General features: G+C 41.9%; 24 protein-coding genes. 5 read left to right on the plus strand and 19 right to left on the minus strand.

The genetic code is table 11. The annotated features are described in order from the left end of the window. Nucleotides 1-3 precede the first annotated feature (3 nt). From yihI to F0226_RS05235, 3 genes are all read right to left on the minus strand, one after another. On the minus strand, nucleotides 4-573 hold the full coding sequence (gene yihI, locus F0226_RS05225; protein ID WP_171734662.1) for a Der GTPase-activating protein YihI: 570 nt from the start codon (nucleotides 571-573) through the stop codon (nucleotides 4-6). Further along, nucleotides 573-1211: a class I SAM-dependent methyltransferase gene (locus tag F0226_RS05230; protein WP_171734663.1), complete on the minus strand. Its 639-nt coding sequence runs from the start codon at nucleotides 1209-1211 to the stop codon at nucleotides 573-575. The genes yihI and F0226_RS05230 overlap by 1 nt, the downstream gene beginning before the upstream one ends. A 693-nt stretch (nucleotides 1212-1904) precedes the next feature. Next, nucleotides 1905-2522 carry a c-type cytochrome gene (locus F0226_RS05235; RefSeq protein WP_171734664.1) on the minus strand — a complete coding sequence of 206 codons (618 nt, stop codon included), beginning with the start codon at nucleotides 2520-2522 and terminating at the stop codon, nucleotides 1905-1907. A 148-nt stretch (nucleotides 2523-2670) separates the two neighbouring features. Here F0226_RS05235 and yihA point away from each other — a divergent pair, with 148 nt between their 5' ends. Continuing rightward, entirely contained in the window at nucleotides 2671-3330 is a 660-nt protein-coding gene (yihA, locus tag F0226_RS05240; RefSeq protein WP_273297382.1) for a ribosome biogenesis GTP-binding protein YihA/YsxC, read from the plus strand. Between the two features lie 628 nt (nucleotides 3331-3958). Here the strand turns inward: yihA and polA are convergent. From polA to hemB, 3 genes are all read right to left on the minus strand, one after another. Continuing rightward, complete coding sequence (gene polA, locus F0226_RS05245; RefSeq protein WP_171734666.1) at nucleotides 3959-6757, minus strand: DNA polymerase I; 2799 nt, start codon at nucleotides 6755-6757, stop codon at nucleotides 3959-3961. A gap of 629 nt (nucleotides 6758-7386) precedes the next feature. Further along, complete coding sequence (locus F0226_RS05250; RefSeq protein WP_171734667.1) at nucleotides 7387-7821, minus strand: GNAT family N-acetyltransferase; 435 nt, start codon at nucleotides 7819-7821, stop codon at nucleotides 7387-7389. Between the two features lie 65 nt (nucleotides 7822-7886). Next, the gene (hemB, locus tag F0226_RS05255; RefSeq protein ID WP_171734668.1) at nucleotides 7887-8933 is read right to left on the minus strand and encodes a porphobilinogen synthase; all 1047 of its coding nucleotides are present in this window, start codon (nucleotides 8931-8933) and stop codon (nucleotides 7887-7889) included. Between the two features lie 200 nt (nucleotides 8934-9133). On the opposite strand from hemB, the gene F0226_RS05260 reads away from it, so the two are divergent. Continuing rightward, nucleotides 9134-9895 (plus strand): TatD family hydrolase, encoded by a 762-nt coding sequence (locus F0226_RS05260; protein WP_171734669.1) that lies wholly within the window; start codon nucleotides 9134-9136, stop codon nucleotides 9893-9895. A gap of 287 nt (nucleotides 9896-10182) precedes the next feature. Here the strand turns inward: F0226_RS05260 and tatC are convergent, their stop codons facing one another. From tatC to rmuC, 7 genes are all read right to left on the minus strand, one after another. Next, nucleotides 10183-10938 (minus strand): twin-arginine translocase subunit TatC, encoded by a 756-nt coding sequence (gene tatC, locus F0226_RS05265; RefSeq protein WP_171734670.1) that lies wholly within the window; start codon nucleotides 10936-10938, stop codon nucleotides 10183-10185. Between the two features lie 100 nt (nucleotides 10939-11038). Further along, a complete protein-coding gene (gene tatB, locus F0226_RS05270; RefSeq protein ID WP_171734671.1) occupies nucleotides 11039-11449 on the minus strand; it encodes a Sec-independent protein translocase protein TatB in 411 nt (136 codons plus the stop codon). 3 nt (nucleotides 11450-11452) lie between these two features. Then, complete coding sequence (gene tatA / locus F0226_RS05275) at nucleotides 11453-11695, minus strand: Sec-independent protein translocase subunit TatA (RefSeq protein WP_137373928.1); 243 nt, start codon at nucleotides 11693-11695, stop codon at nucleotides 11453-11455. A gap of 51 nt (nucleotides 11696-11746) precedes the next feature. Continuing rightward, the gene (ubiB, locus tag F0226_RS05280; protein WP_171734672.1) at nucleotides 11747-13381 is read right to left on the minus strand and encodes a ubiquinone biosynthesis regulatory protein kinase UbiB; all 1635 of its coding nucleotides are present in this window, start codon (nucleotides 13379-13381) and stop codon (nucleotides 11747-11749) included. Next, nucleotides 13378-13983, minus strand: coding sequence for an SCP2 domain-containing protein (locus tag F0226_RS05285; protein ID WP_171734673.1), 606 nt, complete (start codon nucleotides 13981-13983; stop codon nucleotides 13378-13380). The genes ubiB and F0226_RS05285 overlap by 4 nt, the downstream gene beginning before the upstream one ends. 100 nt (nucleotides 13984-14083) lie before the next feature. Continuing rightward, complete coding sequence (gene ubiE / locus F0226_RS05290) at nucleotides 14084-14863, minus strand: bifunctional demethylmenaquinone methyltransferase/2-methoxy-6-polyprenyl-1,4-benzoquinol methylase UbiE (protein ID WP_137374123.1); 780 nt, start codon at nucleotides 14861-14863, stop codon at nucleotides 14084-14086. A 74-nt stretch (nucleotides 14864-14937) separates the two neighbouring features. Then, nucleotides 14938-16470, minus strand: coding sequence for a DNA recombination protein RmuC (gene rmuC, locus F0226_RS05295; protein ID WP_171734674.1), 1533 nt, complete (start codon nucleotides 16468-16470; stop codon nucleotides 14938-14940). Between the two features lie 136 nt (nucleotides 16471-16606). Between rmuC and F0226_RS05300 the strand changes: the two genes are divergently transcribed. Continuing rightward, nucleotides 16607-17515, plus strand: a complete 909-nt coding sequence (locus F0226_RS05300; RefSeq protein WP_171734675.1) for a DMT family transporter — start codon at nucleotides 16607-16609, stop codon at nucleotides 17513-17515. Nucleotides 17516-17625: 110 nt separating this feature from the next. Here F0226_RS05300 and F0226_RS05305 read toward each other — a convergent pair whose 3' ends face one another. The 4 genes from F0226_RS05305 to ftnA form a co-directional block, all read right to left on the minus strand. Further along, complete coding sequence (locus tag F0226_RS05305; RefSeq protein WP_171734676.1) at nucleotides 17626-18456, minus strand: HDOD domain-containing protein; 831 nt, start codon at nucleotides 18454-18456, stop codon at nucleotides 17626-17628. A gap of 207 nt (nucleotides 18457-18663) precedes the next feature. Next, nucleotides 18664-19857 (minus strand): NAD(P)/FAD-dependent oxidoreductase, encoded by a 1194-nt coding sequence (locus F0226_RS05310; protein WP_171734677.1) that lies wholly within the window; start codon nucleotides 19855-19857, stop codon nucleotides 18664-18666. Between the two features lie 208 nt (nucleotides 19858-20065). Continuing rightward, nucleotides 20066-20389 carry a universal stress protein UspB gene (gene uspB / locus F0226_RS05315; RefSeq protein ID WP_137373904.1) on the minus strand — a complete coding sequence of 108 codons (324 nt, stop codon included), beginning with the start codon at nucleotides 20387-20389 and terminating at the stop codon, nucleotides 20066-20068. 69 nt (nucleotides 20390-20458) lie between these two features. Further along, nucleotides 20459-20986, minus strand: coding sequence for a non-heme ferritin (ftnA, locus tag F0226_RS05320; RefSeq protein ID WP_137373903.1), 528 nt, complete (start codon nucleotides 20984-20986; stop codon nucleotides 20459-20461). Between the two features lie 188 nt (nucleotides 20987-21174). Between ftnA and uspA the strand changes: the two genes are divergently transcribed. Together uspA and F0226_RS05330 are read left to right on the plus strand one after the other, a co-directional pair. After that, complete coding sequence (gene uspA / locus F0226_RS05325; RefSeq protein ID WP_171734678.1) at nucleotides 21175-21609, plus strand: universal stress protein UspA; 435 nt, start codon at nucleotides 21175-21177, stop codon at nucleotides 21607-21609. Between the two features lie 53 nt (nucleotides 21610-21662). Next, nucleotides 21663-22532 carry a carboxylate/amino acid/amine transporter gene (locus F0226_RS05330; protein WP_171734679.1) on the plus strand — a complete coding sequence of 290 codons (870 nt, stop codon included), beginning with the start codon at nucleotides 21663-21665 and terminating at the stop codon, nucleotides 22530-22532. Between the two features lie 81 nt (nucleotides 22533-22613). Here F0226_RS05330 and F0226_RS05335 read toward each other — a convergent pair whose 3' ends face one another. Then, a complete protein-coding gene (locus tag F0226_RS05335) occupies nucleotides 22614-23279 on the minus strand; it encodes a hypothetical protein (protein WP_171734680.1) in 666 nt (221 codons plus the stop codon). Nucleotides 23280-23401: 122 nt separating this feature from the next. Continuing rightward, a complete protein-coding gene (locus F0226_RS05340; RefSeq protein ID WP_171734681.1) occupies nucleotides 23402-24181 on the minus strand; it encodes a class I SAM-dependent methyltransferase in 780 nt (259 codons plus the stop codon). Nucleotides 24182-24209: the final 28 nt, after the last annotated feature.

The raw sequence follows: 24209 nt of genomic DNA on the forward strand, positions 1-24209 counted from the left end.
ATATTACCCTTTAAAACTGTCTAGATCGAAGTCTTCAAACTGAGATAGCAAGTCTTCATCAGAACTCGCTTTCTTTTTCTTAGCGACTACAGGCGTTTCTTCAAAGATTTCATCTTCAGATTCTTCGTCTTCTTCTGGCTCTAATAAACCAAGACGGCCCATTAGATGCTCAATACGATCCAGTTTTTCATCAACAAATTTCTGTAGACCTGCACCTAGGTTTTCACCATTTTCAATGCGATCTAGTAGAGTATTCAGTTGAGCATCGTTCTCAAGCATTTCAAGTTCTTGCTCGTTAGAAAGCTTACGCTCTTGCTTATTCGGCTTTTTAGCCGGCTCAACGATCAATGGAATTTTTTTCTTGCTACCTAAACGAGGGTCGCGATTTTGTGCAGCTTTACGTTGCTGTGCATCGCTACCATCTGAGTGTCGGCTGCCTGATTTTAAGCCTTTACGCTTTTTAATACGCTTACGTTCACGGCCTTCAACATTAGACTCACTACGGTTTCTTGTAACCATAGGTTCTGGAGCACCGAGTGCTCCCGGCTTTCTTGATTTCTTACTACGACCCATTACTGCAGTTTCCTCAGTAAAATTACATCATTTCCAACAAATTCTAGTTCGAGCTTATCCCGCTCAGCCAAAAACTGGAATGTTTGACGACTAAAGAAGACTACATGCGTAGGATCATTCTTGTAGTGCCAACCAGCAAACGCATCTACGTCTATTACTAGCTTGGTCATTAAACCAATCCAGCCGTCTGGCTTAACTAAATTTAACCATTGCTGCCAAATTTTATCCGGTTGATAGAGATGCTCTATTACCTCAGTGGCAGTCATAAAGTCGTACGTTTTTTCCAACACCGAAGTTTCGGGATGGTAATAGATATCGTACAAATCCATAGTGTGTCCGGCTTCTTCTAACATAATAGATAATGTAGGACCGGGACCACAACCAAAATCCAACCCATGTGAATTGGATGAAATTTTTCCTGTTAACGGTTCAGCTATACGAGATAAAAATCGACGATAGCCTGCATCATTCGGATCGTTCTCATGGAGATCGTATTGCGCTTTTTCTTCGCTTGCAGCTAATCGTTGTTGAGGATTAACAAATACCAACTCACATTGCTGACATTGCAAAAATTCTCTGCGTTTGTCTTCAAAGTAGTGATTCACATCATCGTGATGGCATAAGGGACAAGTATACATGCGCACATCCTTAAACAGGGATGCGAAACATACCAGAAAGTGCGTATATAGTGGAGTGGTATTGGGTGTTTTTTCATCAAACCAATAAAAAAAGCGATAGGAAAACCTATCGCTCTCTAAATCTGCCTATTATGGCCAAAGTTTGTATACTCAACTTGGTACACAAATCTCCATTTGTTATTGGTGCTTTCCTTGCCAAGTTTGTTTGTTGGTCATCATCCTGATGAATTTTGGCTTTCCTTTTCTAACACCTTGTTACTGGGCCATCCTAGCCTGATCCATTTCTGTCTATACCTTCAGACAAGTCGATCATCCATATCTAGTTCAGCTCCTTGCTGATAGTGGGTACTTTACCCTTCTAGACTTAGACTGCAATGGCTTCACATCACAATTTTCAAACGTTCAATCATCAATTTATAAAGCGTCTAATTTTCATTACGTTAGAAAACAAGCTCTATGAACGTGCGGTAAATAATAGCCGATCTCTCACAAATACAGAGGAGGGAATAGAACTTACACCAATAGCGACTCACTGCACGTATCGAAAAACGACATCATAAATTCTCTCGAAGTTCTATATTTGCCACATAAAAGAAACGCCCCTACCGTATTCCGATAGGGGCGTTTCTCAATTCTGTGCTCGAACGTAGATGTAATTCAGACCTATTTATTATTTTTATAGGTTAAGAATGATTAGTGTAGGCCACCAACGTATTTAGATAGGGTGTCGATATCTGCATCTGTTAACTTTTTAGCAACATCACGCATCATCGCATTCATATCATTATTACGGCTACCATCGCGGAACTTTTCTAGCTGCGCTTTGATATAGTCAGCATGCTGACCTGAAACTTTAGGGAAACCCGAAAGTTCAGTACCGTTACCACGCGGTCCATGACATGCGATACATGCCGTAATGCCGCGCTCTGAATTACCAGCGGTATATAAAGCTTTACCTTCAGCAACCACGTTTTCTGGTGTTGAATTATTTGAGATAGGTAGAGAGGCGTAATATGCCGCTAGATCCGCCATATCTTCTTCAGACAAAGGCATCGCCATCGCACCCATTACAGGCTCGTATCGACCTTGCTTACCACCACTTGTCATACCTAACTTGAGCTCTTTTAACTGCTTCTCAAGGTACTTGGCATGTTGACCTGCCAGTTTAGGGTACTGTGTGATTAAGCTGTTGCCATCTGCACCGTGGCAGGCAACACATGTTTGTGATTTGGCTTTACCAGCTTCAATACTACCTTGAGCCCATACAGAGCAGCTGGCTAAAAGACTCAAAATTAGCGCTAATTTCTTCATGACATTCCATTATAATTATCAAGCTTCCAGTACCACTCTATGTTGCCACTCATGGTACAATAGGCGACCTTATGCCGAGCACGGTTATTTTACACAAATTCACAAAAAAGTAATCAATCGACTACACAAAGTCGAGATGGAGTTAACAGTGAGCGTAAAAATTCATTATCAAAAGACGCATTTCATTACTAGTGCACCCGATATTCGTCACTTACCAGAAGACGAAGGTATCGAAATTGCGTTTGCAGGACGCTCCAATGCTGGTAAATCTAGTGCACTAAATCGCCTAACCAACCAGAAAGGTTTAGCGAAAACCAGTAAAACACCAGGTCGAACTCAACTTATTAACTTATTTAAGGTTGATGAAGGTTGTCATATTGTCGATCTTCCTGGATATGGATTCGCACAAGTTCCTCTAGAACTGAAGAAAAAGTGGCAACAGTCTCTTGGTGAATACCTACAGCGTCGTGAATGCTTAAAAGGTCTTGTTGTGTTGATGGATATCCGTCATCCAATGAAAGATCTCGATCAGCAGATGATCTACTGGGCAATCGACAGCCGTATTCCAGTACAAGTTCTACTAACCAAAGCTGATAAGTTAAAGAGTGGCGCTCGTAAAGCACAACTTCTCAAGATCCGTAAAGACGCCGAGTCTTTTGGTGGTGATGTGAACGTTGATGTTTTCTCTTCACTGAAAGGTTTAGGAGTTGATCAGCTGCGCAGTAAGCTTGATTCTTGGTTTGCACCTGCATTTGCTCATCTTCTAGAAGAAGATCTGGACAACGATGTAGATTCAAACGACGAATAAACACGATCGCAATAGCTGCTTCGTAAATGACAGTGGCTAGAAGAGATCAGTTCGAAGAAAAAGTTAAATATAGCCTCGCATCATTGCGAGGCTTTTTTATGCCTAATGAATTTTGAAAAGATAAGAGAAACAAGAAACTACTCATCACCAACGGCTAATGAAAAAGCAGAACTAAGCTTATTTAAACGAACAAACAAACAAATAGCGATCTTGATTTATAAAGAGAAATAACCCAAGTAGAAAAGAAATAAACTTACAAATAGGGATTTTTCGTTAATAACGGATAAGTACTAAGGACAGGAAAAAGAGAGAGAAAAAAGGGCTTGTTTGAAATTTTCTTTGCCACAAGAAAAAACGCCCCAGTCAAATACTGACTGGGGCGGCTGAATCAGCCTAATCCAATAACGTGAAACAAAAGGTCTGAAAGATAGAACATCTTACCTCTGTACCCTACGAGATTAATGTACAACAATTGCTCAGAAATGGAAATAGATTTTGTAGTTTTTTTTCACTTAAGTTTTATTAAAGAACACAATAGCCATTTATCAATTAACTTTTTTTTAGATAAAAAAAAGCCAGCGTTTGTGCGCTGGCTCATGCTAATTATGTCAATAAGCTCTATTTTTGACTAGTGAGCTTGGTCCCAGTTATCTCCGCTACCAGCTTCAGCCACTAAAGGTACTTCTAGATCGGCAGCTGATTCCATCAATTCCTGTACTTTACTTTCAATTTCAGCCAAAGCTGACTCTTCAACTTCAAAAACCAATTCATCGTGTACTTGCATAAGTAATTTCACACGACCATCACCTTCCGCTTGAATCCACTCATCAACAAGAAGCATTGCTTTTTTAATAATATCCGCAGCAGTACCTTGCATTGGTGCATTAATCGCAGCACGTTCAGCAGCTTTACGACGCATACCGTTACGAGATGAGATTTCAGGAAGATGCAGTCGACGACCATAGATAGTTTCAACAAAGCCTTGCTCTGATGCATTACTACGGGTGTCTTCCATATATTGCATTACGCCAGGGTAACGTTCGAAGTAAGTATCCATATAGTGCTGTGCTTCACCACGTGGAATGCCTAACTGCTTCGCTAAGCCGAATGCGCTCATGCCATAAATCAGTCCAAAGTTAACCGCTTTAGCACGGCGACGCTGTTCTGTGGTGACATCATCAATGCTCACACCAATAATTTCAGCTGCGGTTGCCGCGTGAATATCTTTACCTTGTTGGAAAGCTTCAAGTAACGCTTTATCACCAGATAAGTGCGCCATAATACGCAGCTCAATTTGAGAGTAATCGACCGCTAAGATTTTCCAACCGTGAGGTGCAACGAATGCCTGACGAATTCGACGTCCTTCATCGTTACGAATTGGGATATTTTGTAGGTTTGGATCGGTCGAAGATAAACGCCCTGTTGCCGTAACAGCCTGATGATAAGAAGTATGCACTCGACCCGTTTCAGCATTGATCATCTTAGGCAGCTTGTCAGTATAAGTAGACTTCAACTTCGCCAAGCCGCGATATTCAATAATCAACTTAGGCAGCGGGTAATCTAATGCTAGCTCTTGAAGTACTTCTTCATTAGTAGAAGCGGCGCCAGACGGGGTTTTCTTAATAACGGGCAAGCCCATCTTTTCGAATAAGATAGCTTGAAGCTGCTTAGGGGAATTCATATTGAATTCTTGCTCTGCAATCTCGTAAGCTTTTTGCTCTAATTCATCTAAACGAACCGCGATTTCTTGAGATTGAGCACCCAGCAGCATGTCATCAATAAATACACCAGTACGCTCAATTCGTGACATGACTGGTACTAGAGGAATTTCAATCTCCTCATAAATGGTTTTCAGCTTTTCGTCTTGCTCAATGTTTTCCATTAAACGATTGTGCAAACGCAAAGTCACATCGGCATCTTCAGCCGCATATGGTGATGCTTCTTCAATATCGATTTGGTTGAAGGTAAGCTGTTTTTTGCCCTTACCTGCAATTTGCTCGAATGAAATGCAGCTATGCTGTAGGAAACGGAGTGCTAAGCTGTCCATATCGTGCTTACCACCTACGCTATTAAAAACGTAAGAAGCGAGCATGGTATCGTGCTTGATGCCTTTCATTTCGATATCGTAACGAGCCAGTACACTTGCATCATATTTTAGGTTCTGACCAACCTTAGCTTGTGCATCATCTTCTAAAATCGGTTTCAATTGTTCTAGCACCCAATCACGATCAAGCTGCTCAGGCGCAACTAAGTAATCGTGGGCAACGGGTACATAAGCCGCAATACCTTCTTCTGTCGCAAATGACAAACCAACTAGGTTCGCCACCATGTAATCTAAGTTGTCCGTTTCCGTGTCAAAAGCAAAGACATCAGCTGCTTTAAGCTTATCTAGCCACTTAATAAAAGTGTCTTGGTCAAGAATGGTTTCGTACTGGCTGCGATCAATCGTTACTGCCGATGTATTCATTTCCACACCTGAAGATGCCGCTGGTGCATTGCTACGTACCGCACCTGATCTTTCATCCGCTTCTACAACGCCATTGCCACCTTCAAGTAGCTCATTGAGCCATGACTTAAAGACTAATTGACCGTAAAGCTTGATCAACTCATCGGTATTAGGAGTAGCTTTTACTAGGGATTCTGGTGTTTCTTCTAGCTCTACATCTAATTTGATCGTCGCAAGTTCGTAAGACATATCAGCATTGTCTTTATTATCAATGAGCTTCTTCGCCATCGTTTTAGAACCACGGAAACCAAGTGCTGCGATGTCATCAAGGTTTTGATACAGCTTTTCAATACTACCGATGCCTTGAAGTAAAGCCGTTGCCGTTTTATCACCAACCCCAGGAACACCCGGAATGTTATCGACTTTATCGCCCATAAGCGCAAGGTAGTCGATGATAAGCTCTGGTGGGATACCAAACTTCTCAATTACACCTTCTCTATCCATCACAACATTAGTCATTGTATTGATAAGAGTGACGTTCTCATCTACCAGTTGAGCCATATCTTTATCGCCCGTACTGATCAGCACTGGGATACCAGCTTTTGAAGCTTGTGAGGCTAAAGTGCCAATCACATCATCGGCTTCTACACCAGAGATAGAGATAAGAGGTAGACCCATAGCTCGAATAACGTTGTGCAAAGGTTCTATCTGACAACGTAAATCGTCTGGCATTGGTGGGCGATTTGCTTTGTACTCTGGATACATATCATCACGGAACGTTTTTCCCTTCGCATCAAAAATTACCGCAATACGATCAGAAGCAAACTGGCGCATCATGCTACGAAGCATGTTCACCACACCGTAAACGGCATTTGTTGGAATATCACCATTACTCATGGTGCCTGGGTAGGCATGAAAAGCACGATAAAGGTAAGAAGAACCATCAATAAGGATCAATGGATTATCAGGAATACGAGCCATAATATTTGTGTATCCAGTAAGTACAGAAATGATCTGTTAAGGATGCCACGTCTCATGTTTTGATGCTACGTTATCAGACTTACCGTGCCAGCTTTAAAGTTAATACTTTTTATTCAAGACTTACCTAAATTGTGGATAACTCTGTTTATATTATTTATACACATGCTCTAAATAATACAAGCCGAGACTATAAATTGAATTTAAGTGATTGATAAAAATAAAAATAAACACAGATCGAACAATGCGCCAATGATCTTTTTTCGATCTTGCTCTGTGGAAAAAATTGCTGGTGTTGTTTTATTCATAAGAAATGAAGATTTGGTTTGCGCAAATAGAAAAAAAGCGACACCCGAAGATGTCGCCTAGCAAAAAGCGGTAAAGCCATTCATATTGAATACTACAGCTCTACCAAAAAGCTATAAATTACACTGGAAGCAATGTGAGCAATGTCGTGTCAAAAAAGAACTTAGTACAAGTTCGCTAGAAATCTGTTCTCAGCAAGTCTAAACAAGCTGATTCAACATCCTTGTGAACTGTTTCCTCATTCCCTAAGACGTGGTTAATAATAATGATTCTCATTTAATAGTCAACATCTAAATGAGAAAAAGTCTCATTTAATTTTTATAACACTAAAATTGCTTGATAAAATGGATGCGACTTTCTAGTAAAATTTCTTTATTTTCATACTGTTCAATAAGATAGCCATTGCGAAGCAACAGCCTTAACATCGCGGGGAATTGATTACGAGATTTCACCTTTAAGTGCTTATAACCTTGTTCTCTCACCCAATGTTCTTGAGCTTCGAGTTGTAATTGAGCCACTCCTTTATTTCTCGCCAATGGAGATACACCACCGAACCAACTATAAAAAGTATGCTCATCTAATTGATAACCGATTTTAAAACCAAGCAGGTCGCCTTCGTCCTCCGCAATCAATATTAATGACTTTTTACCGTCAACACGGGAAGCTAACGATTCCACCGTTTCTTTGTGAGCAAACTCATCAATCTGATCAACGATACGTATTACTTCTTCTAGCGAACCTTCTCGAATCAATACAGCCATAATGCATTCCCCAATGAAAAAGAGCCGGTATAAACCAGCTCTTTGTGTGCTAAATATCTAACTGATTATTCTTTTGTAGGTAAGTGCTCAGCAGCTTGAGCATTATCTTCAGCAAGCCACTCTGCTACATCTTTAGCGAAGTAAGTTAAAATACCATCAGCACCCGCACGTTTGAAACACAGTAGAGATTCTAAAACGGTCTCGCGCTCTTTTAACCAACCGTTCTGAATCGCTGCTTTGTGCATCGCGTATTCTCCAGAGACTTGGTAAGCAAAAGTAGGCGCTTGAAGCTCATGCTTCACTCGACGAACAATATCCAAATATGGCATGCCAGGCTTCACCATCACCATGTCCGCACCTTCGTTAAGGTCCATAGCCACTTCATGAATGGCTTCGTCGCTATTAGCAGGATCCATTTGGTAGTTTTTCTTGTCGCCACCTTTAAGGTTTGAAGCACTGCCCACGGCATCACGGAAAGGGCCGTAGTAACAAGAGGCATATTTTGCAGAGTAAGCCATGATCTGAGTATGAATGTGACCCGCTTCTTCTAACGCTTCGCGGATCTTACCAATACGACCATCCATCATATCTGACGGAGCAACGACATCAGCACCAGCTTCGGCATGCGAAATCGCCTGTTTAATCAAAACTTCGGTTGTTTCATCATTTTGCACATAGCCCGTTTCATCAATGATGCCGTCTTGACCATGAGTCGTGAATGGGTCTAGAGCCACATCCGTAATGACACCAATTTGAGGAATATGCTCTTTTAATGCACGAACTGCACGTTGAACTAAACCTTCAGGGCTGTAGGATTCAGCCGCACACAAGCTTTTCGCATCTTGATTCACAACGGGGAATAACGCGATAGCTGGAACACCTAGATTCGCTAAGTACTGCGCTTCTTCTAGCATTAGATCGATGGACAAACGTTCGATACCAGGCATAGATTCAACTGTTTCACGACGATCTTTGCCCATTAAGATGAACATTGGGTAAATTAAGTCGTTCACGGATAGTTGGTTTTCTGCCATAAGGCGACGGCTGAAGTCATGTTTACGCATACGGCGCATACGACGACCTGGGAATTGACCTTGAATTGAAACAGACACGAGATTCTCCTTGCCTAGTCTAAACATCAATATGCCTAGATATGAAAGTGCTAAATACTGATAAAAGCATATCACCGATGGTTACAGACTCTAACAGTAAAGCTTAGATCTGAATGAAAAAATCGAACAAATGACAAAAAATGACCTTCCTCTCACACTACCGTATACTCAGCGCAACCTTAGATTTTCAGGACAGTACGATGATTGACACTCACGCCCATATTTATGCCAGCGAATTCGACAATGACCGTGAAGAAGTGGTACAGCGAGCACTCGCACAAGGCATTGATACGATTCTTCTCCCGAATATTGACCTAGATTCAATTGAACCTATGTTAAACACTGAGAAGCAATTTCCTGATGTCTGTCGTTCAATGATGGGGCTGCATCCGTGTTATGTAGACGCGAATATTGAGCAAACCTTAACGACAATTCGCGGTTGGTTTGAAAAACATAACTTTATTGCTGTCGGTGAAATTGGGATTGATCTGTACTGGGATAAAACATTCAAAGCAGAACAAGAACTCGCTTTTGTGACTCAACTGCAATGGGCGAAAGAACTGAATCTTCCTGTCGTGATCCACACCCGTGATTCAATCCAAGAAACACTGGCGCTTTTACGCCAAGAGCAAGATGGCAGCTTACGTGGTGTATTCCACTGTTTTGGCAGCAGCTTGGAAGAAGCACAGGCAATCAATGCGCTAGGTTTTCACTTAGGTCTAGGCGGAGTATCGACATTTAAAAACTCAGGTATGGATAAAGTCATCCCTCACTTAGATATGGAATACATCATCCTTGAAACAGATTGTCCGTACCTAGCCCCAGCACCAAATAGAGGTAAACGCAATGAGCCAGCCTACACAAACCTTGTTGCAAAACGTGTCGCAGAGCTCAAAAATATAAGTCTAGAAGAGGTAGACCGTATTACAACGGATAACGCAAAAAAACTATTTTCCTTATAAATCTTATAATTGATAATAAATTTTAATCGTATTGACTTGAGTTGCATAATCAACGAGGTTAGTATTCGCGCTCACTTTAAAAATAAGACTAAAGAGTGAGTTAAAATGTGTGAACACGATACCATTCACTTACAGCGTCAGCATCGAACTTTTTGGCACAAGATTATTGGCATCAAAGAAATTTACATATGCCAAATTTGCGGTCACAAAGTAACAGTCCGATAGTTAAAATAAAAAAGCAGCCTTCTGGCTGCTTTTTTATTTTAACGTGATTACTTAGTCTAAATTTACTCTTCTATTTCTTCTTCGTCACCTTCAACAGGTTTTCGTACATAAAAACGAGCAAAGAACAGACCAATTTCAAACAATATGCACATTGGAATGGCAAGTAATGTTTGAGAAATCATGTCTGGCGGAGTAAGCATCATACCGATAATGAATGCACCCACGACAATATACGGACGCTTTTCAGATAAAGCTTTCGGAGTCGTAGCCCCTGTCCAACATAGTAAAATAATCGCAACTGGCACTTCAAACGCAATGCCAAAAGCAAAAAATAGCGCTAAGACAAAATCTAGGTAGCTGGATATATCAGTCGCAAATTCAACTTGCCCAAGAGAAATAGCCGTAAAAAAGCTAAATACCAGAGGGAATACAACAAAATAAGCAAACGCAACACCACAATAGAAAAGCAATGAACTTGATGCCAATAATGGCATGATCAAACGCTTTTCGTGCTTATACAGCCCAGGAGCAACAAACGCCCACACCTGATACAAAATAAACGGGACAGCCACAAAAATCGACGCTATCAATGTTAACTTCAACGGTGTGAAAAATGGTGACGCTACATCAGTAGCAATCATTGTTGCCCCTTCAGGTAAACGATCTACCAAAGGTGCTGAAACAAACTCGTAAATATCATTAGAAAAATAAATTAGCCCTACAAAGATGACAAGAACCGCAACAATTGCGCGTAAAAGTCGGTTACGTAGTTCAAGTAAATGGCTAATCAAAGGTTGTGTCTGCTGAGTCGAAGACATGTCAAACCTCTATAACAGGGAGATCGAAAAGGAGCCAATCACATGCACAATACATAAAGCATTGTGTTCCATGAGCTTATTGTGGCTCCTCCTTGCGAGACTATTCGGCTTTTTTATCTGACGCTACTGAAGCTTCTTTACGAATTTGAATACTTTCATTCTCACTCGTTTCTGTGATTGGCGTCGTTTCCGCTTCACTTGCTTTTTCAGTATCAGGCTTCGCATATGGTCGTTGAACAGCAGCAGCAGCCTGCTTTAATTCATCAACCGATGCTTTTAGATCTGGAGATAAATCTTCCATACCCATTTGCTCAGCCTTACGCAGGTTTTCTTGCAATTCTTGAACTTTAAGCTCGTGAGAAAGCTCATCTTTCACACTGTTTGCCATGCTTTTTGCAGTACCAATAAACTTGGACACACTACGAATAGCGACTGGCAAACGCTCAGGTCCTAAAACGACTAACCCGACGACAGATATTAATACCAGTTCCCAAAAACCGATATCAAACACGACTTACGCCTGCTCTTTGTCTTTCTTTGTTTCAGCAGTAGCGTCTGTTTTCTGCTGTTCAATATTCTTTGGTTCAAAGTCTGCGTCTTTTTTATCGGCAGGCTTATCTTCATCGCTCATTGCTTTTTTAAAGCCTTTAACCGCTGAACCTAAATCACCGCCCATACCACGTAGTTTCTTAGTACCAAATAGTAAGATTACGATTACAGCAATGATTAGAAGTTGCCAAATACTGATACCACCCATTGTATTGTCCTCGGGTTTTTCTACACAAAAATTATTAAGGGAGTCTACCGTTTAACGACGGTAAGCTCGCCAACTTAGCAGCCAAAATGTGACACCAGCGATGCCACAGCCCATGCTTAGCTGCTCGTAAGGGCTTGAAACTAATATTGCGGAGCATACGACTAAAGTCGCTCCAATACCAAACAAAAACTTACCCGTTGCTTGTTGGCGTTTACTATCACGGTAACCTTGGTAAAGCTGATCCATACGCTGGTTCATGGCTTTACCTTGGCGCAAGCTATCATATAGAAGCTCGGGCAACTCAGGTAATTTTTCAGCCCAAAATGGTGCACGCTCTTTTACTGCATTAATTACAGCTTGTGGGCCAACTTGGTTCATCATCCAAGTTTCCAAAAATGGCTTTGCCGTTTCCCATAAATCGAGTTGCGGATACAACTGACGACCTAAACCTTCCACATAAAGTAACGTCTTTTGCAATAAAACCAGCTGAGGCTGTACTTCCATATTGAAACGTCTTGCCGTATTGAACAAGTTCAGCAGCACATGACCAAATGAAATTTCACCAAGCGGTTTAGCAAAAATAGGTTCACATACAGTACGAATTGCGAATTCAAATTCATTCACATTGGTATCGTGTGGCACCCAGCCAGAGTCAACATGCAGCTCTGCAACTTTTCGATAATCACGATTAAAGAATGCCAATAAGTTTTCGGCTAAATAACGTTTATCTTCACTATTTAACGTACCAACAATACCGCAATCTAAACCAATCCATTGTGGATTTTCAGGATTCTCTGGATTTACAAACACATTACCTGGGTGCATATCAGCATGGAAAAAACTGTCACGAAATACTTGTGTGAAAAATACTGTAACGCCACGTTCGGCCAATAGCTTCATGTTAGTGCCATTGGCTTCTAACATGGGAATATCCGACACTTGGATGCCGTAAATTCGTTCAGATACCATTAAAGATTCACTGCTTAAATCAGTGATAACTTCAGGTACGTATAACTCTTCGCTGCCTTCAAAGTTACGTCGAAGTTGAATGGCATTCGCGGCTTCTCGGCGTAAATCCAATTCATCAATGAGTGTCTTTTCGTACTCTCGTACGACTTCAACAGGTTTCAAACGACGTGCTTCAGGAAGAGCTTTCGCGACTATACTCGCCATTCGGTGCATCAGTTTTAGATCTGCATCAATGACGGGACGAATATCAGGGCGGATCACCTTAAGAACGATTTCACGACCTGATTCTTTAAGTTTAGCAGTATGCACCTGAGCGATCGAAGCTGAAGCTAATGGCGTGATATCAAAGTCAGTGAACCAGTTATCTAAACTGCCACCCAGCGCTTCTTCCATATGCTGCTTAGCCAACCCACCATCAAATGGGGCAACTTGGTCTTGCAACAATGCCAGCTGATCGGCGATATGAGGTGGAAACAAATCACGTCTTGTTGACATCATTTGACCAAACTTAATCCATACCGGACCAAGCTCTTGAAGTGCCAAACGCAGACGAAGACCTAGCTCTTTATCTTGATGCTTGTTCTTTACCCAAAACAGTGACTTTCTTGCCAGTAATGGCGCTTTCGTCAATTGGTGAACCGGCATCAACTCATCAAGACCGTACTCTAACTGTACCTTGATAATATGATAAAGGCGTTTCAATTCAGTTGGAGTCATGCTTTCTCCAGCAACGTGTTCAGTTTCGCTTCCAAACGAGCCGTTGCACTTTTCACATCATCCACCTGATCGCAGAAATGCGCGATCTCTAACGGAGCAGGAGCAATTTTCCACTCTTCCGTTAAGACTTGGGCAATATGGTTTTGATGCTTAGTCGCTTGCTTAGAAACAAAGCCACCCACGTTTTTCACACCTTGCACTAAAGTATGCGCCACCACATCTCCAGTGATGCGAGACAACCACTCTTCAAGATCAGGTTTGCAATCTGTCATGAGCTGAGCAAATTTTTGCGCGAGTTGAATATCACCTTCTAAAATCAGCTTATCTTGCTTGATCAGCTTGGTGATATTGGACTGCTCACGTAATTCAGGTAATACCGATAGGTTCAGCGACAAATAACAGTCAGGCTGACCTTCATAATCGCCCAATACATCAATCTGCTGGCTGAATACGAAAGTAAGCGTTTTATTAAGCTCTTTTAAATTAACTTGGATTACTTGCCCCTTTAAACGAGATAAACGACGCACCAATTCTGGATCGTCGTTTACGAAGGTATTTAAAGAGGTTTCAATAACCGCAGTCACTAATGGATCAAATGGCATGACAGTCCTTAGCTTGTATAAAAGATAAACGGCATAACGGATGAAGAGTCACTCACCCGTTTTAATAATTTCATTGAATACGTCTATCTCGAAACCTGAGTTAGAACTTGTAACCGCGGTGTAAGGCAACAATGCCACCCGTTAGGTTAAAGTATTTAGTATTCTCGAAACCGGCACCTTGCATCATGCCTTCCAGAGTCTCTTGATCTGGGTGCATGCGGATAGATTCCGCTAGGTAACGGTAACTGTCAGCATCGTTTGCAATCAACTCGCCCATTTTAGGCAGCAAGTGGAAAGAGTACGCATCGTACACTTTCGATAAAGGCTCAAGAACTGGCTTAGAAAACTCAAGAACCAGCAAACGACCGCCCGGCTTTAACACGCGGTACATCGAACGTAATGCTTTATCTTTGTCTGTTACATTACGTAAGCAGAAGCTAATCGTGATGCAGTCAAAGTAGTTATCTGGGAAAGGCAGTTCTTCCGCATTCGCTTGTACATAGTGCACATTACCTACAATGCCGCTGTCGCGAAGTTTGTCACGACCAACGTTTAGCATTGAGTTATTGATGTCAGCCAGTACAACATGACCTTTCTCACCAACAATACGTGAGAACTTAGCCGTTAGGTCACCAGTACCACCACCAAGATCAAGAATACGCTGACCAGGTCGAACACCACTGCAATCTATTGTGAATCGCTTCCACAAACGGTGAACACCACCCGACATAAGATCATTCATGATGTCGTATTTAGCGGCTACAGAGTGAAACACCTCTGCTACTTTTGCGACTTTTTCGTCTTTCGCGACGGTTTCAAAACCAAAGTGTGTGGTTTCTGATTCTACTGCTGAATTTGTCTGCACGCTTGTGTCCATAATGCTGTTATCTACCATGGTAAGTTTTTCATCAACAGCGCGTGATACCTCAATACATCTAAGGGCGCTGCGGTCGATTAGTTTACTTTATCCTCAGCAGGTTGTCTTTCTACTAACGAGGCATTTTCTGAAAAAGCCTCGTTTTGCGCGATCTCGGTAAGGTTTATCGAAATGGGCTTCTTCACCTCTACGCCTAATTCTTTAAAGCTTTCCGCTTGGCGAATCACATTACCACGACCTGTTGCCAGTTTATTCATCGCACCTTGGTAGCTTTGATTTGCTCTGTCTAAAGCCCCGCCAAGCCCTTCCATATCATCAACAAACAAGCGCAATTTGTCATACAGCTTGCTTGCGCGATCAGCAATGACTTGCGCATTTTGGTTTTGACGATCATTGCGCCATAAATTATCAATCGTTCTCAGAGCCACCAACAAAGTGGTTGGGCTGACCAGAATTATATTTTGTTCCATGGCGTCTTTGACCAAGCTTGGGTCTGCTTGAATAGCCACTTGAAAAGCAGGCTCAACAGGGATGAACATCAATACGTAATCTAAACTTTGAATGCCCTTTAACTGGTGATAATCCTTCTGACTCAACCCTTTAATGTGCGCTCGTAAAGCAATCAAATGATCTCGCAATGCAGAATCACGCTGTTGATCATCTTCAGCATTGAAGTAGCGTTCAAAGGCAACCAATGCCATTTTAGAGTCGACCACGACTTGCTTTTCTTGTGGTAAATGCACAATAACATCCGGCTGATAACGCTTTCCGGCATCATTTTGTAGGTTCACTTGTGTGTGATATTCATGCCCTTCTCTCAGACCTGACTCTGCTAATACGCGAGCTAACACTACTTCACCCCAATTGCCTTGTTGCTTGTTATCCCCTTTCAAAGCTTGAGTCAGATTTGTCGCTTCACGTGTCATGGTTTCATTTAAGCGCTGTAAATTTTTCAGCTCATGCACCAAAGTATGTCGCTCTTTGGCTTCTTGACCAAAACTGTCGTTCACTTGCTTTTTAAAGCCTTCTAATTGCTCACGCAATGGGGACAAAAGCCCTTCTAAGCTTTGCTTATTTTGCTGATCCACTTTTGCTGTTTTAGTTTCAAACAGTTGATTGGCGAGAATTTCAAATTGTTGTTTCAAGCGAGATTCAGCTTGCTCCAACAACTGTAGTTTTTCACTGCTGGCTAGGTTTTCTTGATCATGCCGAGCTTCTTGCTCACGCAATTCTGCCTCTAACTCAGACTTTTGCTCTTTTAGATGGTTGATCTCATCTGCATATTGCTGGCGCTCTTGCTTCACCGCTTCAAAATATCGCAGTTTTTCTACCGCAGCCATCACTTTGCCATGAGCTTGTTTAAGTTCAAACGCGGCTTTATCTCGCTCATCATCCAACTCATCCAGTTCTTTTTGTGCTTGCTCTAAAGATGATTTGAGTTGCAGGGCTTGGGATTCATGCAGTAGCTTGTCTGATTCGATCTGCTGTTCTAAAAGCTGTTGCTGGAAAGAAAACTTCTGTTTTACCCACCAGCTGACAGCCACACCACTTGCGAGAGCGCATGATATTGCGGTGATAAGTGTCATTTGATGTTCGATAATCCATTGCATGATAAAGATTTAGCCTATTTAGGAGTGACTCTTTAAATGGTATTTTGATACTGGATAAATGTCCAGTTTGCCGTATTAAATTTCGACAGATAGACTAGACCTCCGTATCCTATTCCAACAATAATAATGAGTTGCTATGAACGAACGTCGCGCCTTAGGCTTTGGTCTTTCTGCTGTGTTGCTTTGGTCAACGGTTGCCACCGCTTTTAAGCTCACCCTTGCTGAATTTTCACCCATTCAAATGCTCGCGGTTGCCAGCGTTGTTTCTTCCTTCGCCCTGATTGCGGTTTGCTTTTTCCAAGGTAAACTTTCTCAGCTAAGTACGACCTTTTTCTCAAACCCTTGGTACTACTTATTATTAGGGTTAGTAAACCCACTTGCCTACTACCTGATACTTTTCAAAGCCTACGATTTACTGCCTGCATCACAAGCGCAAGCCATTAACTACAGTTGGGCCATCACCCTCACACTCATGGCAGCTGTATTTCTTGGGCAAAAGATTCGCAAGCAAGACTGGGTAGCCTGCACCTTCAGTTATTTGGGTGTAGTCGTGATTGCCACCAAAGGCGATCTCTTAGGGTTAGAATTTGACAGCCCATTCGGCGTTGCTCTTGCTCTGGTTTCCACATTGCTTTGGGCGGGTTACTGGATTCTCAACACCAAAAATAAAGCCGACCCGGTAGTCGGTGTGCTTTTAGGTTTCTTAGTCGCGCTACCAATTGCGATTGGTTTAGCGATTTATGAAGGAAACAGTTGGGATCATATAACAGCGAAAGGCTGGATGGCCGTCACTTACGTAGGGCTTTTTGAGATGGGCATTACGTTTGTTTTGTGGCTTTCAGCGTTGAAGTTAACCAACAATACCGCTCGTATCAGCAACTTGATTTTTGCATCACCTTTTATTTCATTAATGCTGCTGGCAACCATAATTGGGGAAGACATTCATCCTTCAACGTTATTCGGTTTAGTGCTGATCATTGTAGGTTTGGTCATACAGCAAATTAAATTTTCAAAAAAGAGCGCGGTAGAAAGCCCAAGCTCCTAAACATTCATCATCCTCTTTATAGCCTTCGAACAATGAGATAACGGCTAGTTCACCTTCCAATGAACTAGCCGCTTTGTTGTGAATGGACAGACTTAAATGTTCTCATTTATCTAATCAGAAAACAGCTCATACGCTAACTCACTACCTTGGCCACGAACTTCGTCAATCACTGCTATCATCTCATCCGAGATACTGAGTGCCATAGCCGCAGGGTGACTATGTAAGAAATCTTGTTTTTCGGCATCATCTAAAAATGAATCCCAACGTTTATTCACTTCTCTTGCGAAATACAGCAAACAGGCAAGTTTTTTAGATACGCGCGCCTTACCCGGTCTATTGACGTTAGCAATTGCATCCACCATTTCAAGAGGGAATTGCCACGCTTGCGCCAAGCGAGCCCCTAATTCTGGGGCATCTGTCGATAACACATCTCTTTGTACCTTCAACATGCTTTCACCACCTTCAACCCGTCTGGATATTTCAACGGCTTGCTCTGGCACAAGGGAATGGATCATAAGTTCACCGATATTGTGTAGAACACCTGTGGTAAACACTTCATTCGGGTCTAACTCAACACTGGGGGCAAGCTTGCTGGCGATCATCGAGATTTCAAAGGTATTAGACCAATAGTCTTTTAGATTTAGAGTTTCAATTTTAGGAAAGGCGCTAGAAAGAATAGAAGATGAAACGAGTGTTCGAACCGCACCACTACCTACTCTTATGATGGCATCATTTATGGAAGAAACTGATTTATTGCCGCCGAACTGAGCAGAATTCGCCATCCTCAAAATGCGAGCACTTAGCACCTGCTCCATCGACATTTTCCTCGATAGCTCATTGAAATCGACGTTTTCTTTATTCACCATTTCAAGCAGTTCTTGCAGGATGCTCTCAATTCGAGGTAATTCATTGAGACGAGAAATCAAGGCTTGTTGGCTCATTAGCTCACTCCTTTTAGCATGTCACCATTCTTAATATAGGACAGATTTAGTGCTTTGGAGTGAGTCATTGATTAATCTGATAGAGTTATCAGTAAAGTTTGGAGCATCGCATAGCAATCAAGATTAGACGGCTATGCGACTTAAAAAGTACTACACTTATTATTCAAGAGTGCTTATAGGAGAACTTTATTGTTTTCTGAACAAAAATTATGCCCATTGCCCTGCAACATAACCGCTAGACCAGCACCATTGGAAGTTATATCCACCAAGCCAGCCCGTTACATCCATCACTTCACCAATGAAGTACAGACCAGACACGGTTTTACATTCCATGGTTTTAGAAGATAAATGGTCAGTATCCACGCCGCCTAACGTGACTTCCGCGGTTCTATAACCTTCCGTGCCATTGGGCGCGATCTTCCAGTTTTCTAGGTATTCGGTGATCGCCTTTAGCTGCTTTTCATTAAACTGTTTCAGCGGTTTATCTTCTAATTCTTTACGCTCAATTAACACTTCAACTAAGCGCTTTGGCAGCACTTTTGCGAGTGTGTTTTTTAGACTTTGATTCGGATGTTGCTCACGAGATTGTTCCAATAACGCATCCACATCGGCTTCTGGAACCAAGTTTATTGATACCGCTTGACCCGCTTTCCAAAAAGATGATATTTGCAATACAGAAGGTCCGGACAACCCTCTGTGAGTGAACAATAATGCTTCTTTAAATAGCGTCCCATCTTGAGCGGTAATTTCAGCAGGAACGGCAATGCCAGAAAGCTCAGCAAAGTCTTCTTTGTCTGCTTTATGCAGCGTGAAAGGCACTAAGCCAGCCGTCGTTGGGATGATAGACAAACCAAATTGCTCTGCAATCTTATAACCAAACGGGGTGGCACCTAACTTAGGCATTGAAAGCCCACCCGTCGCCACCACTAGCGATTCACATTCCACTTCGTCTGTATTTAAGTGCAATTTGAAGCCGGATTCTTGCTTCTCAATTGAGTGCACATCACAGCGATAGCGCTGCTCAACATTCGCTTGCTTACACTCTTCTAGCAGCATGCTCACGATGTCTTTTGCCGTGGAATCATTTACACAGAATAACTGGCTATGATCGCGCTCTTCAAAATCAATACCGTGTTTGCATACCATTGAAACGAAATCCCAGTTGGTATATTGAGATAAAGCAGACTTAACGAAGTGTGGGTTTTTACAAAGGAAGTTATTCGCTGTCACATCATAGTTAGTGAAGTTGCAACGACCACCACCAGAGATCAAGATTTTACGCCCGGGCTTTTTCGCATTATCGACCACAAGTACTCGGCGTCCGCGTTTTCCCGCTTCTGCTGCGCACATTAGACCGGCTGCGCCAGCGCCAATTACGATTACATCAAATTTTTCACTCATAGTGGTCTGTTTTAACTCTTTACTTACTGATCAGCCGAGCTACGTCCTGTAGTGGTGATTTCACCAATAAAAAAGGATGTGCATTAACAGCACATCCTTACTAATTTCCCGCTATTTTAGCGGCAAAACTTAACTTTGCAATTGATGATCAATTACCCAGCTCAGTGGTAACCAAAAACGGTTCCACTCCATGTCTATTTGCTTAGCTCTACACTATGAATGCAGCAAGCAGTGTTACCCCAAGTAAAGATACCGACAAGATAAATAGCTCTCTTACTCGGCTACATTTAGTGATAAACATAGTATCGTGATGATGATGATATTCTTTACTTTTTATATAGCTAAACAGACGAACCTGCTTAGTCATATTGCCATGCGTGGTGAAGAACCCGCCGCCATCTACTTGTTGATAAAGTAGTGGGTGAGCTTCTCGCATAATATAGATTAATGTTCGTAAAGCCGTTAAATAACGAGCCCAGTTAACGCATGTCACGAACATAAGCGCAAATAGAATAGTGTCTCCGCTGATCATCCTTTCCTCCCTACATCTTCATCGACGCTCAAAAGAAAAAGACAATCAGCTGACTATTTTCTTACAGCTTTACGCTGCAGGAGCTTCCATAATTGAAGATGAACCATCTTTTGCCAATTGAGCTAAATCTTTATCAATGAAGAACAGTGCTTTACCGTCTTCACCAACAAGCTCTAACTTGTCTAGAACGCCTTTAAATAACTTCTCTTCTTCGTGCTGCTCAGCCACGTACCACTGCAGGAAGTTAAACGTTGAGTAATCTTGTGATGTAAAAGCAACGTGAGCCAATTTGTTGATTTGTTGAGTAATCATTTGCTCATGTTCGTAAGTTTCACGGAACACATCACCTAAACTACCAAATTCATGTTTTGGAGCTTCAATAGCACCTAAAATTGGCATTGCACCTGTCTCGCTCACGTAAGTGAATAGACGTTGCATGTGTTCCATTTCTTCTACGGCATGAACACGCAGAAACTCAGCTGCACCTTCAAATCCTTTATCTTCACACCAAGCACTCATTTGTAAGTATAGATTGGATGAGAAAAATTCTAGATTAATTTGCTCATTCAGTTGTTCGACCATAGTTTTAGATAGCATTAAAGTCTCCTAGTTACCTCTTTAATTTGGTTTACTATATCACTAATTAAGCGATATCTCTTAGTCCAATACTTCACCGAACAAGATTAGTATTCCTACGCAATACAATGGATATGAGATCACTCTGGCAAAAAAACGTACAGGACGGTGCTAATCTATAATAAGACCGATAATAGGGAGATAGCAGTATGAGTTACCAACATATTTTAGTCGCCGTCGATTTGTCCGATGACAGTAAGCTATTGGTAGATAAGGCGGTAGCGCTTGCCAAACCGTTAGAATCTAAAGTTTCTTTTATTCATATTGATATCAACTACGCGGAGCTTTATACCGGGCTTATTGACATCAACATGGCTGAAACTCAACATAACGCGATGGAAGCCTCTCGCATTCAACTGCAAAATTTTGCAGAACACGCTCAATATCCAATCACTCATACTTTAGTCGGAAGTGGTGATTTAAGTAATGAGCTTTGCGACACCATTAACGAATTTAATGTCGATTTAGTGGTTTGTGGGCACCATCAAGATTTTTGGAGCAAATTACTTTCGTCCACTCGCCAACTGATCAACGCGTCTCCTGTTGATATGCTGGTCGTACCCCTACGGGATTCTCAAGACTAGGACTACAAGATTCGGTAGACTGCAGAGCATTCATTTAACAAATAGATCGATATATGAGTTATTTAGCTGCAGTCACCCTACTATGGGCGTTTTCCTTTAGCTTGATCGGCGTTTACCTCGCAGGTCAGGTAGATGCTTGGTTCTCGGTATTAATGCGCGTTGCCTTAGCCGGTCTCGTCTTTTTACCTTTTTTAAAATTCCGTAATGTCCCAAAACCTTTAATTGCCAAACTCATGGCGATTGGCGGTATTCAATTGGGATTAATGTATTGCTTCTACTACCAATCTTTCCTGCTACTTTCTGTTCCTGAAGTGCTTCTTTTTACGGTTTTCACCCCGATTTACGTCACTCTTTTTTATGATTTCCTAAAAGGTCGCTTCTCTCCTTGGTATTTAGTGACTGCTGCAATTGCAGTACTTGGCGCGGTATTCATAAAGTTTGCAGGGATTAATGAAAATTTCTTAATGGGCTTCTTAGTGGTACAAGCGGCGAACCTGTGCTTTGCCATTGGTCAGGTGAGCTACAAAGTGGTGATGGAGAAGGAATCCATTGATTTACCGCAACACACTGTCTTTGGCTACTTCTACTTAGGCGCGTTATGCGTGGCATCTGTTGCTTTCATGCTCCTAGGTAATCCAGAAAAACTACCGACCACACCATTACAATGGGGCGTACTTATTTATTTAGGGCTAATCGCTTCAGGTTTGGGATATTTTGTGTGGAACAAAGGCGCGTGTTTGGTTAATGCAGGGGCTTTAGCGGTGATGAATAACGCACTCGTTCCTGCGGGGCTTGTAGTAAACATTTTGATCTGGAATAGAGACGTCGATTTAGTCAGACTTTCTATTGGTGGCGGTATTATTTTACTGTCATTGTGGGTCAATGAAACTTGGGTAAAAAAGCGAGTTGCACAAGCCCGCTAACAAATAAAAATAGCGACTGGTGACAGTCGCTATTTTTTAAATCTTTATGCTTGCTTAGCAAAGAGAGAAGCCTGATTGTAGTTAGTGAATATGCTTGGTTGAACCTGCGATTTGGCTTTCATTCAATACTGCATTTTCAATATGTGCACTCATTCTTTCGAATTGGCTTTCAAGCTTTTGGCTCTTCTTAAGCAACTTTCTTTGCTGTTTCACTACTTTAGCTAGCTTCTTATTGTACTTTTCACGCTTTTTAAGCGATTTTTTTGCTCGCTTCAATTCTTTGCGATCGAGCTTGTCGTTTTTCTCTCGAACTAATACTTTTACACCAACTAATGCCTCAGCACTAACTTGAGCCGCTTTTTCCGCTTTTTTCTTAAGCGCTTTGTCTTTTAGCGATTCAATTTTTAGAGCCTGCGCTGTTAAAGCAGAGGTTGCCTTGGAGGTAGGTTCGAAGATTTGCACAACTTCAGCTTGGGGCTCCGAAAATGCCACTGGAATTTGATCCGCTAAGGTCAATTCAGGAATTGGAAGCGTTTCAGCAAGTAGACCACAAGCCGCTTTTTCTGCTACCGACTTAGTTTGGCAACCCACAGGTGGTATTGCTGATGGCTTACATAGATTGGCTTTATCTGCAGACGAACGCGCACAAGAACGGCACACAAATTTAGGTTCCGTCACAAGGTTATGGATTTCACCTAAATGTTCAGTGATATCTCGTCGGTTCAGCTTACAAAAACGTTTAGCCATTTCTACAACTCCAGCTAAGAATGGTAATAATTCTTAGTTAGATATACATCTAGAATTCACCGACCGCAAGCAATAAATAGTAATTTTTCGTATTTATGTCGGTTAAATAAAACCGCGTTTCGCTAAGTCATTGAAGCCTTTACATACACGTCAAAACGGTTCTTTTTAGTCTCGATTGCCATGCTTGGTTTTTTCTCATCTAACCAATCTGCATAATCAGGTCTTTTGACGACAACACGCTTGCTCGCCAGTAACAAAGCTGGCTGTAATAAACCGTCTGCATCCAAATCTGCACCCACTAAAGATTGAAAGACTCGCATCTCTTTTTTCACTAAAGCTGACTTCTTTTTATTTTCAGGGTGTGGGTACATTGGGTCCAAATACACAACATCTGGCTGTTGAAAGTTTGGATCATTGGCGAGCTTATCTAACGCGTCATGGCTTGAAGCATGAATTAAGCTCATGCGCTCGCTAACCCATGAGCCAATACCTGCATCTTGCTTGGCACGCTCTAAACCGTCATCTAACAACGCGGCAACTACAGGGTGGCGCTCAACCATTTGAACTTTACATCCTAAAGATGCCAATACAAACGCGTCACGCCCTAAACCAGCAGTACCATCTAAAATCGTGGGGGTTGCCCCTTTATTTAACCCAGCAGCTTTAGCAATAGCTTGACCTTTCCCGCCACCAAATTTGCGCCTGTGACCCACAGCCCCGCCCACTAAATCAACAAAGATCGCACCTAGCTTAGGTTCATCTACCTTGCGAAGTTCTAACCTTTCACTAGTCAGTACCAAGGCGAAATCACTGGCATCATCATGAGATAAGTTCCAGCGTTCAGCTAAATCATTCAGGCGATCAGTTTGATTAGCATCTTCGCAGATCAGTTGTAGTTGCAAGGTCGTCTCCAGCAGGTCGGTATTTAAA

The sequence above is a fragment of the Vibrio sp. 99-70-13A1 genome (assembly GCF_013114625.1).
Classification (GTDB): domain Bacteria; phylum Pseudomonadota; class Gammaproteobacteria; order Enterobacterales; family Vibrionaceae; genus Vibrio.

Coding starts and splice junctions, on each gene's coding strand:
- yihI (WP_171734662.1), bottom strand. CDS start 573: ATGGGTCGTAGTAAGAAATCAAGAAAGCCGGGAGCACTCGGTGCTCCA.
- F0226_RS05230 (WP_171734663.1), bottom strand. CDS start 1,211: ATGTATACTTGTCCCTTATGCCATCACGATGATGTGAATCACTACTTT.
- F0226_RS05235 (WP_171734664.1), bottom strand. CDS start 2,522: ATGAAGAAATTAGCGCTAATTTTGAGTCTTTTAGCCAGCTGCTCTGTA.
- polA (WP_171734666.1), bottom strand. CDS start 6,757: ATGGCTCGTATTCCTGATAATCCATTGATCCTTATTGATGGTTCTTCT.
- F0226_RS05250 (WP_171734667.1), bottom strand. CDS start 7,821: ATGGCTGTATTGATTCGAGAAGGTTCGCTAGAAGAAGTAATACGTATC.
- F0226_RS05260 (WP_171734669.1), top strand. CDS start 9,134: ATGATTGACACTCACGCCCATATTTATGCCAGCGAATTCGACAATGAC.
- tatC (WP_171734670.1), bottom strand. CDS start 10,938: ATGTCTTCGACTCAGCAGACACAACCTTTGATTAGCCATTTACTTGAA.
- tatA (WP_137373928.1), bottom strand. CDS start 11,695: ATGGGTGGTATCAGTATTTGGCAACTTCTAATCATTGCTGTAATCGTA.
- ubiB (WP_171734672.1), bottom strand. CDS start 13,381: ATGACTCCAACTGAATTGAAACGCCTTTATCATATTATCAAGGTACAG.
- F0226_RS05285 (WP_171734673.1), bottom strand. CDS start 13,983: ATGCCATTTGATCCATTAGTGACTGCGGTTATTGAAACCTCTTTAAAT.
- rmuC (WP_171734674.1), bottom strand. CDS start 16,470: ATGCAATGGATTATCGAACATCAAATGACACTTATCACCGCAATATCA.
- F0226_RS05300 (WP_171734675.1), top strand. CDS start 16,607: ATGAACGAACGTCGCGCCTTAGGCTTTGGTCTTTCTGCTGTGTTGCTT.
- F0226_RS05305 (WP_171734676.1), bottom strand. CDS start 18,456: ATGAGCCAACAAGCCTTGATTTCTCGTCTCAATGAATTACCTCGAATT.
- F0226_RS05310 (WP_171734677.1), bottom strand. CDS start 19,857: ATGAGTGAAAAATTTGATGTAATCGTAATTGGCGCTGGCGCAGCCGGT.
- uspB (WP_137373904.1), bottom strand. CDS start 20,389: ATGATCAGCGGAGACACTATTCTATTTGCGCTTATGTTCGTGACATGC.
- ftnA (WP_137373903.1), bottom strand. CDS start 20,986: ATGCTATCTAAAACTATGGTCGAACAACTGAATGAGCAAATTAATCTA.
- uspA (WP_171734678.1), top strand. CDS start 21,175: ATGAGTTACCAACATATTTTAGTCGCCGTCGATTTGTCCGATGACAGT.
- F0226_RS05330 (WP_171734679.1), top strand. CDS start 21,663: ATGAGTTATTTAGCTGCAGTCACCCTACTATGGGCGTTTTCCTTTAGC.
- F0226_RS05335 (WP_171734680.1), bottom strand. CDS start 23,279: ATGGCTAAACGTTTTTGTAAGCTGAACCGACGAGATATCACTGAACAT.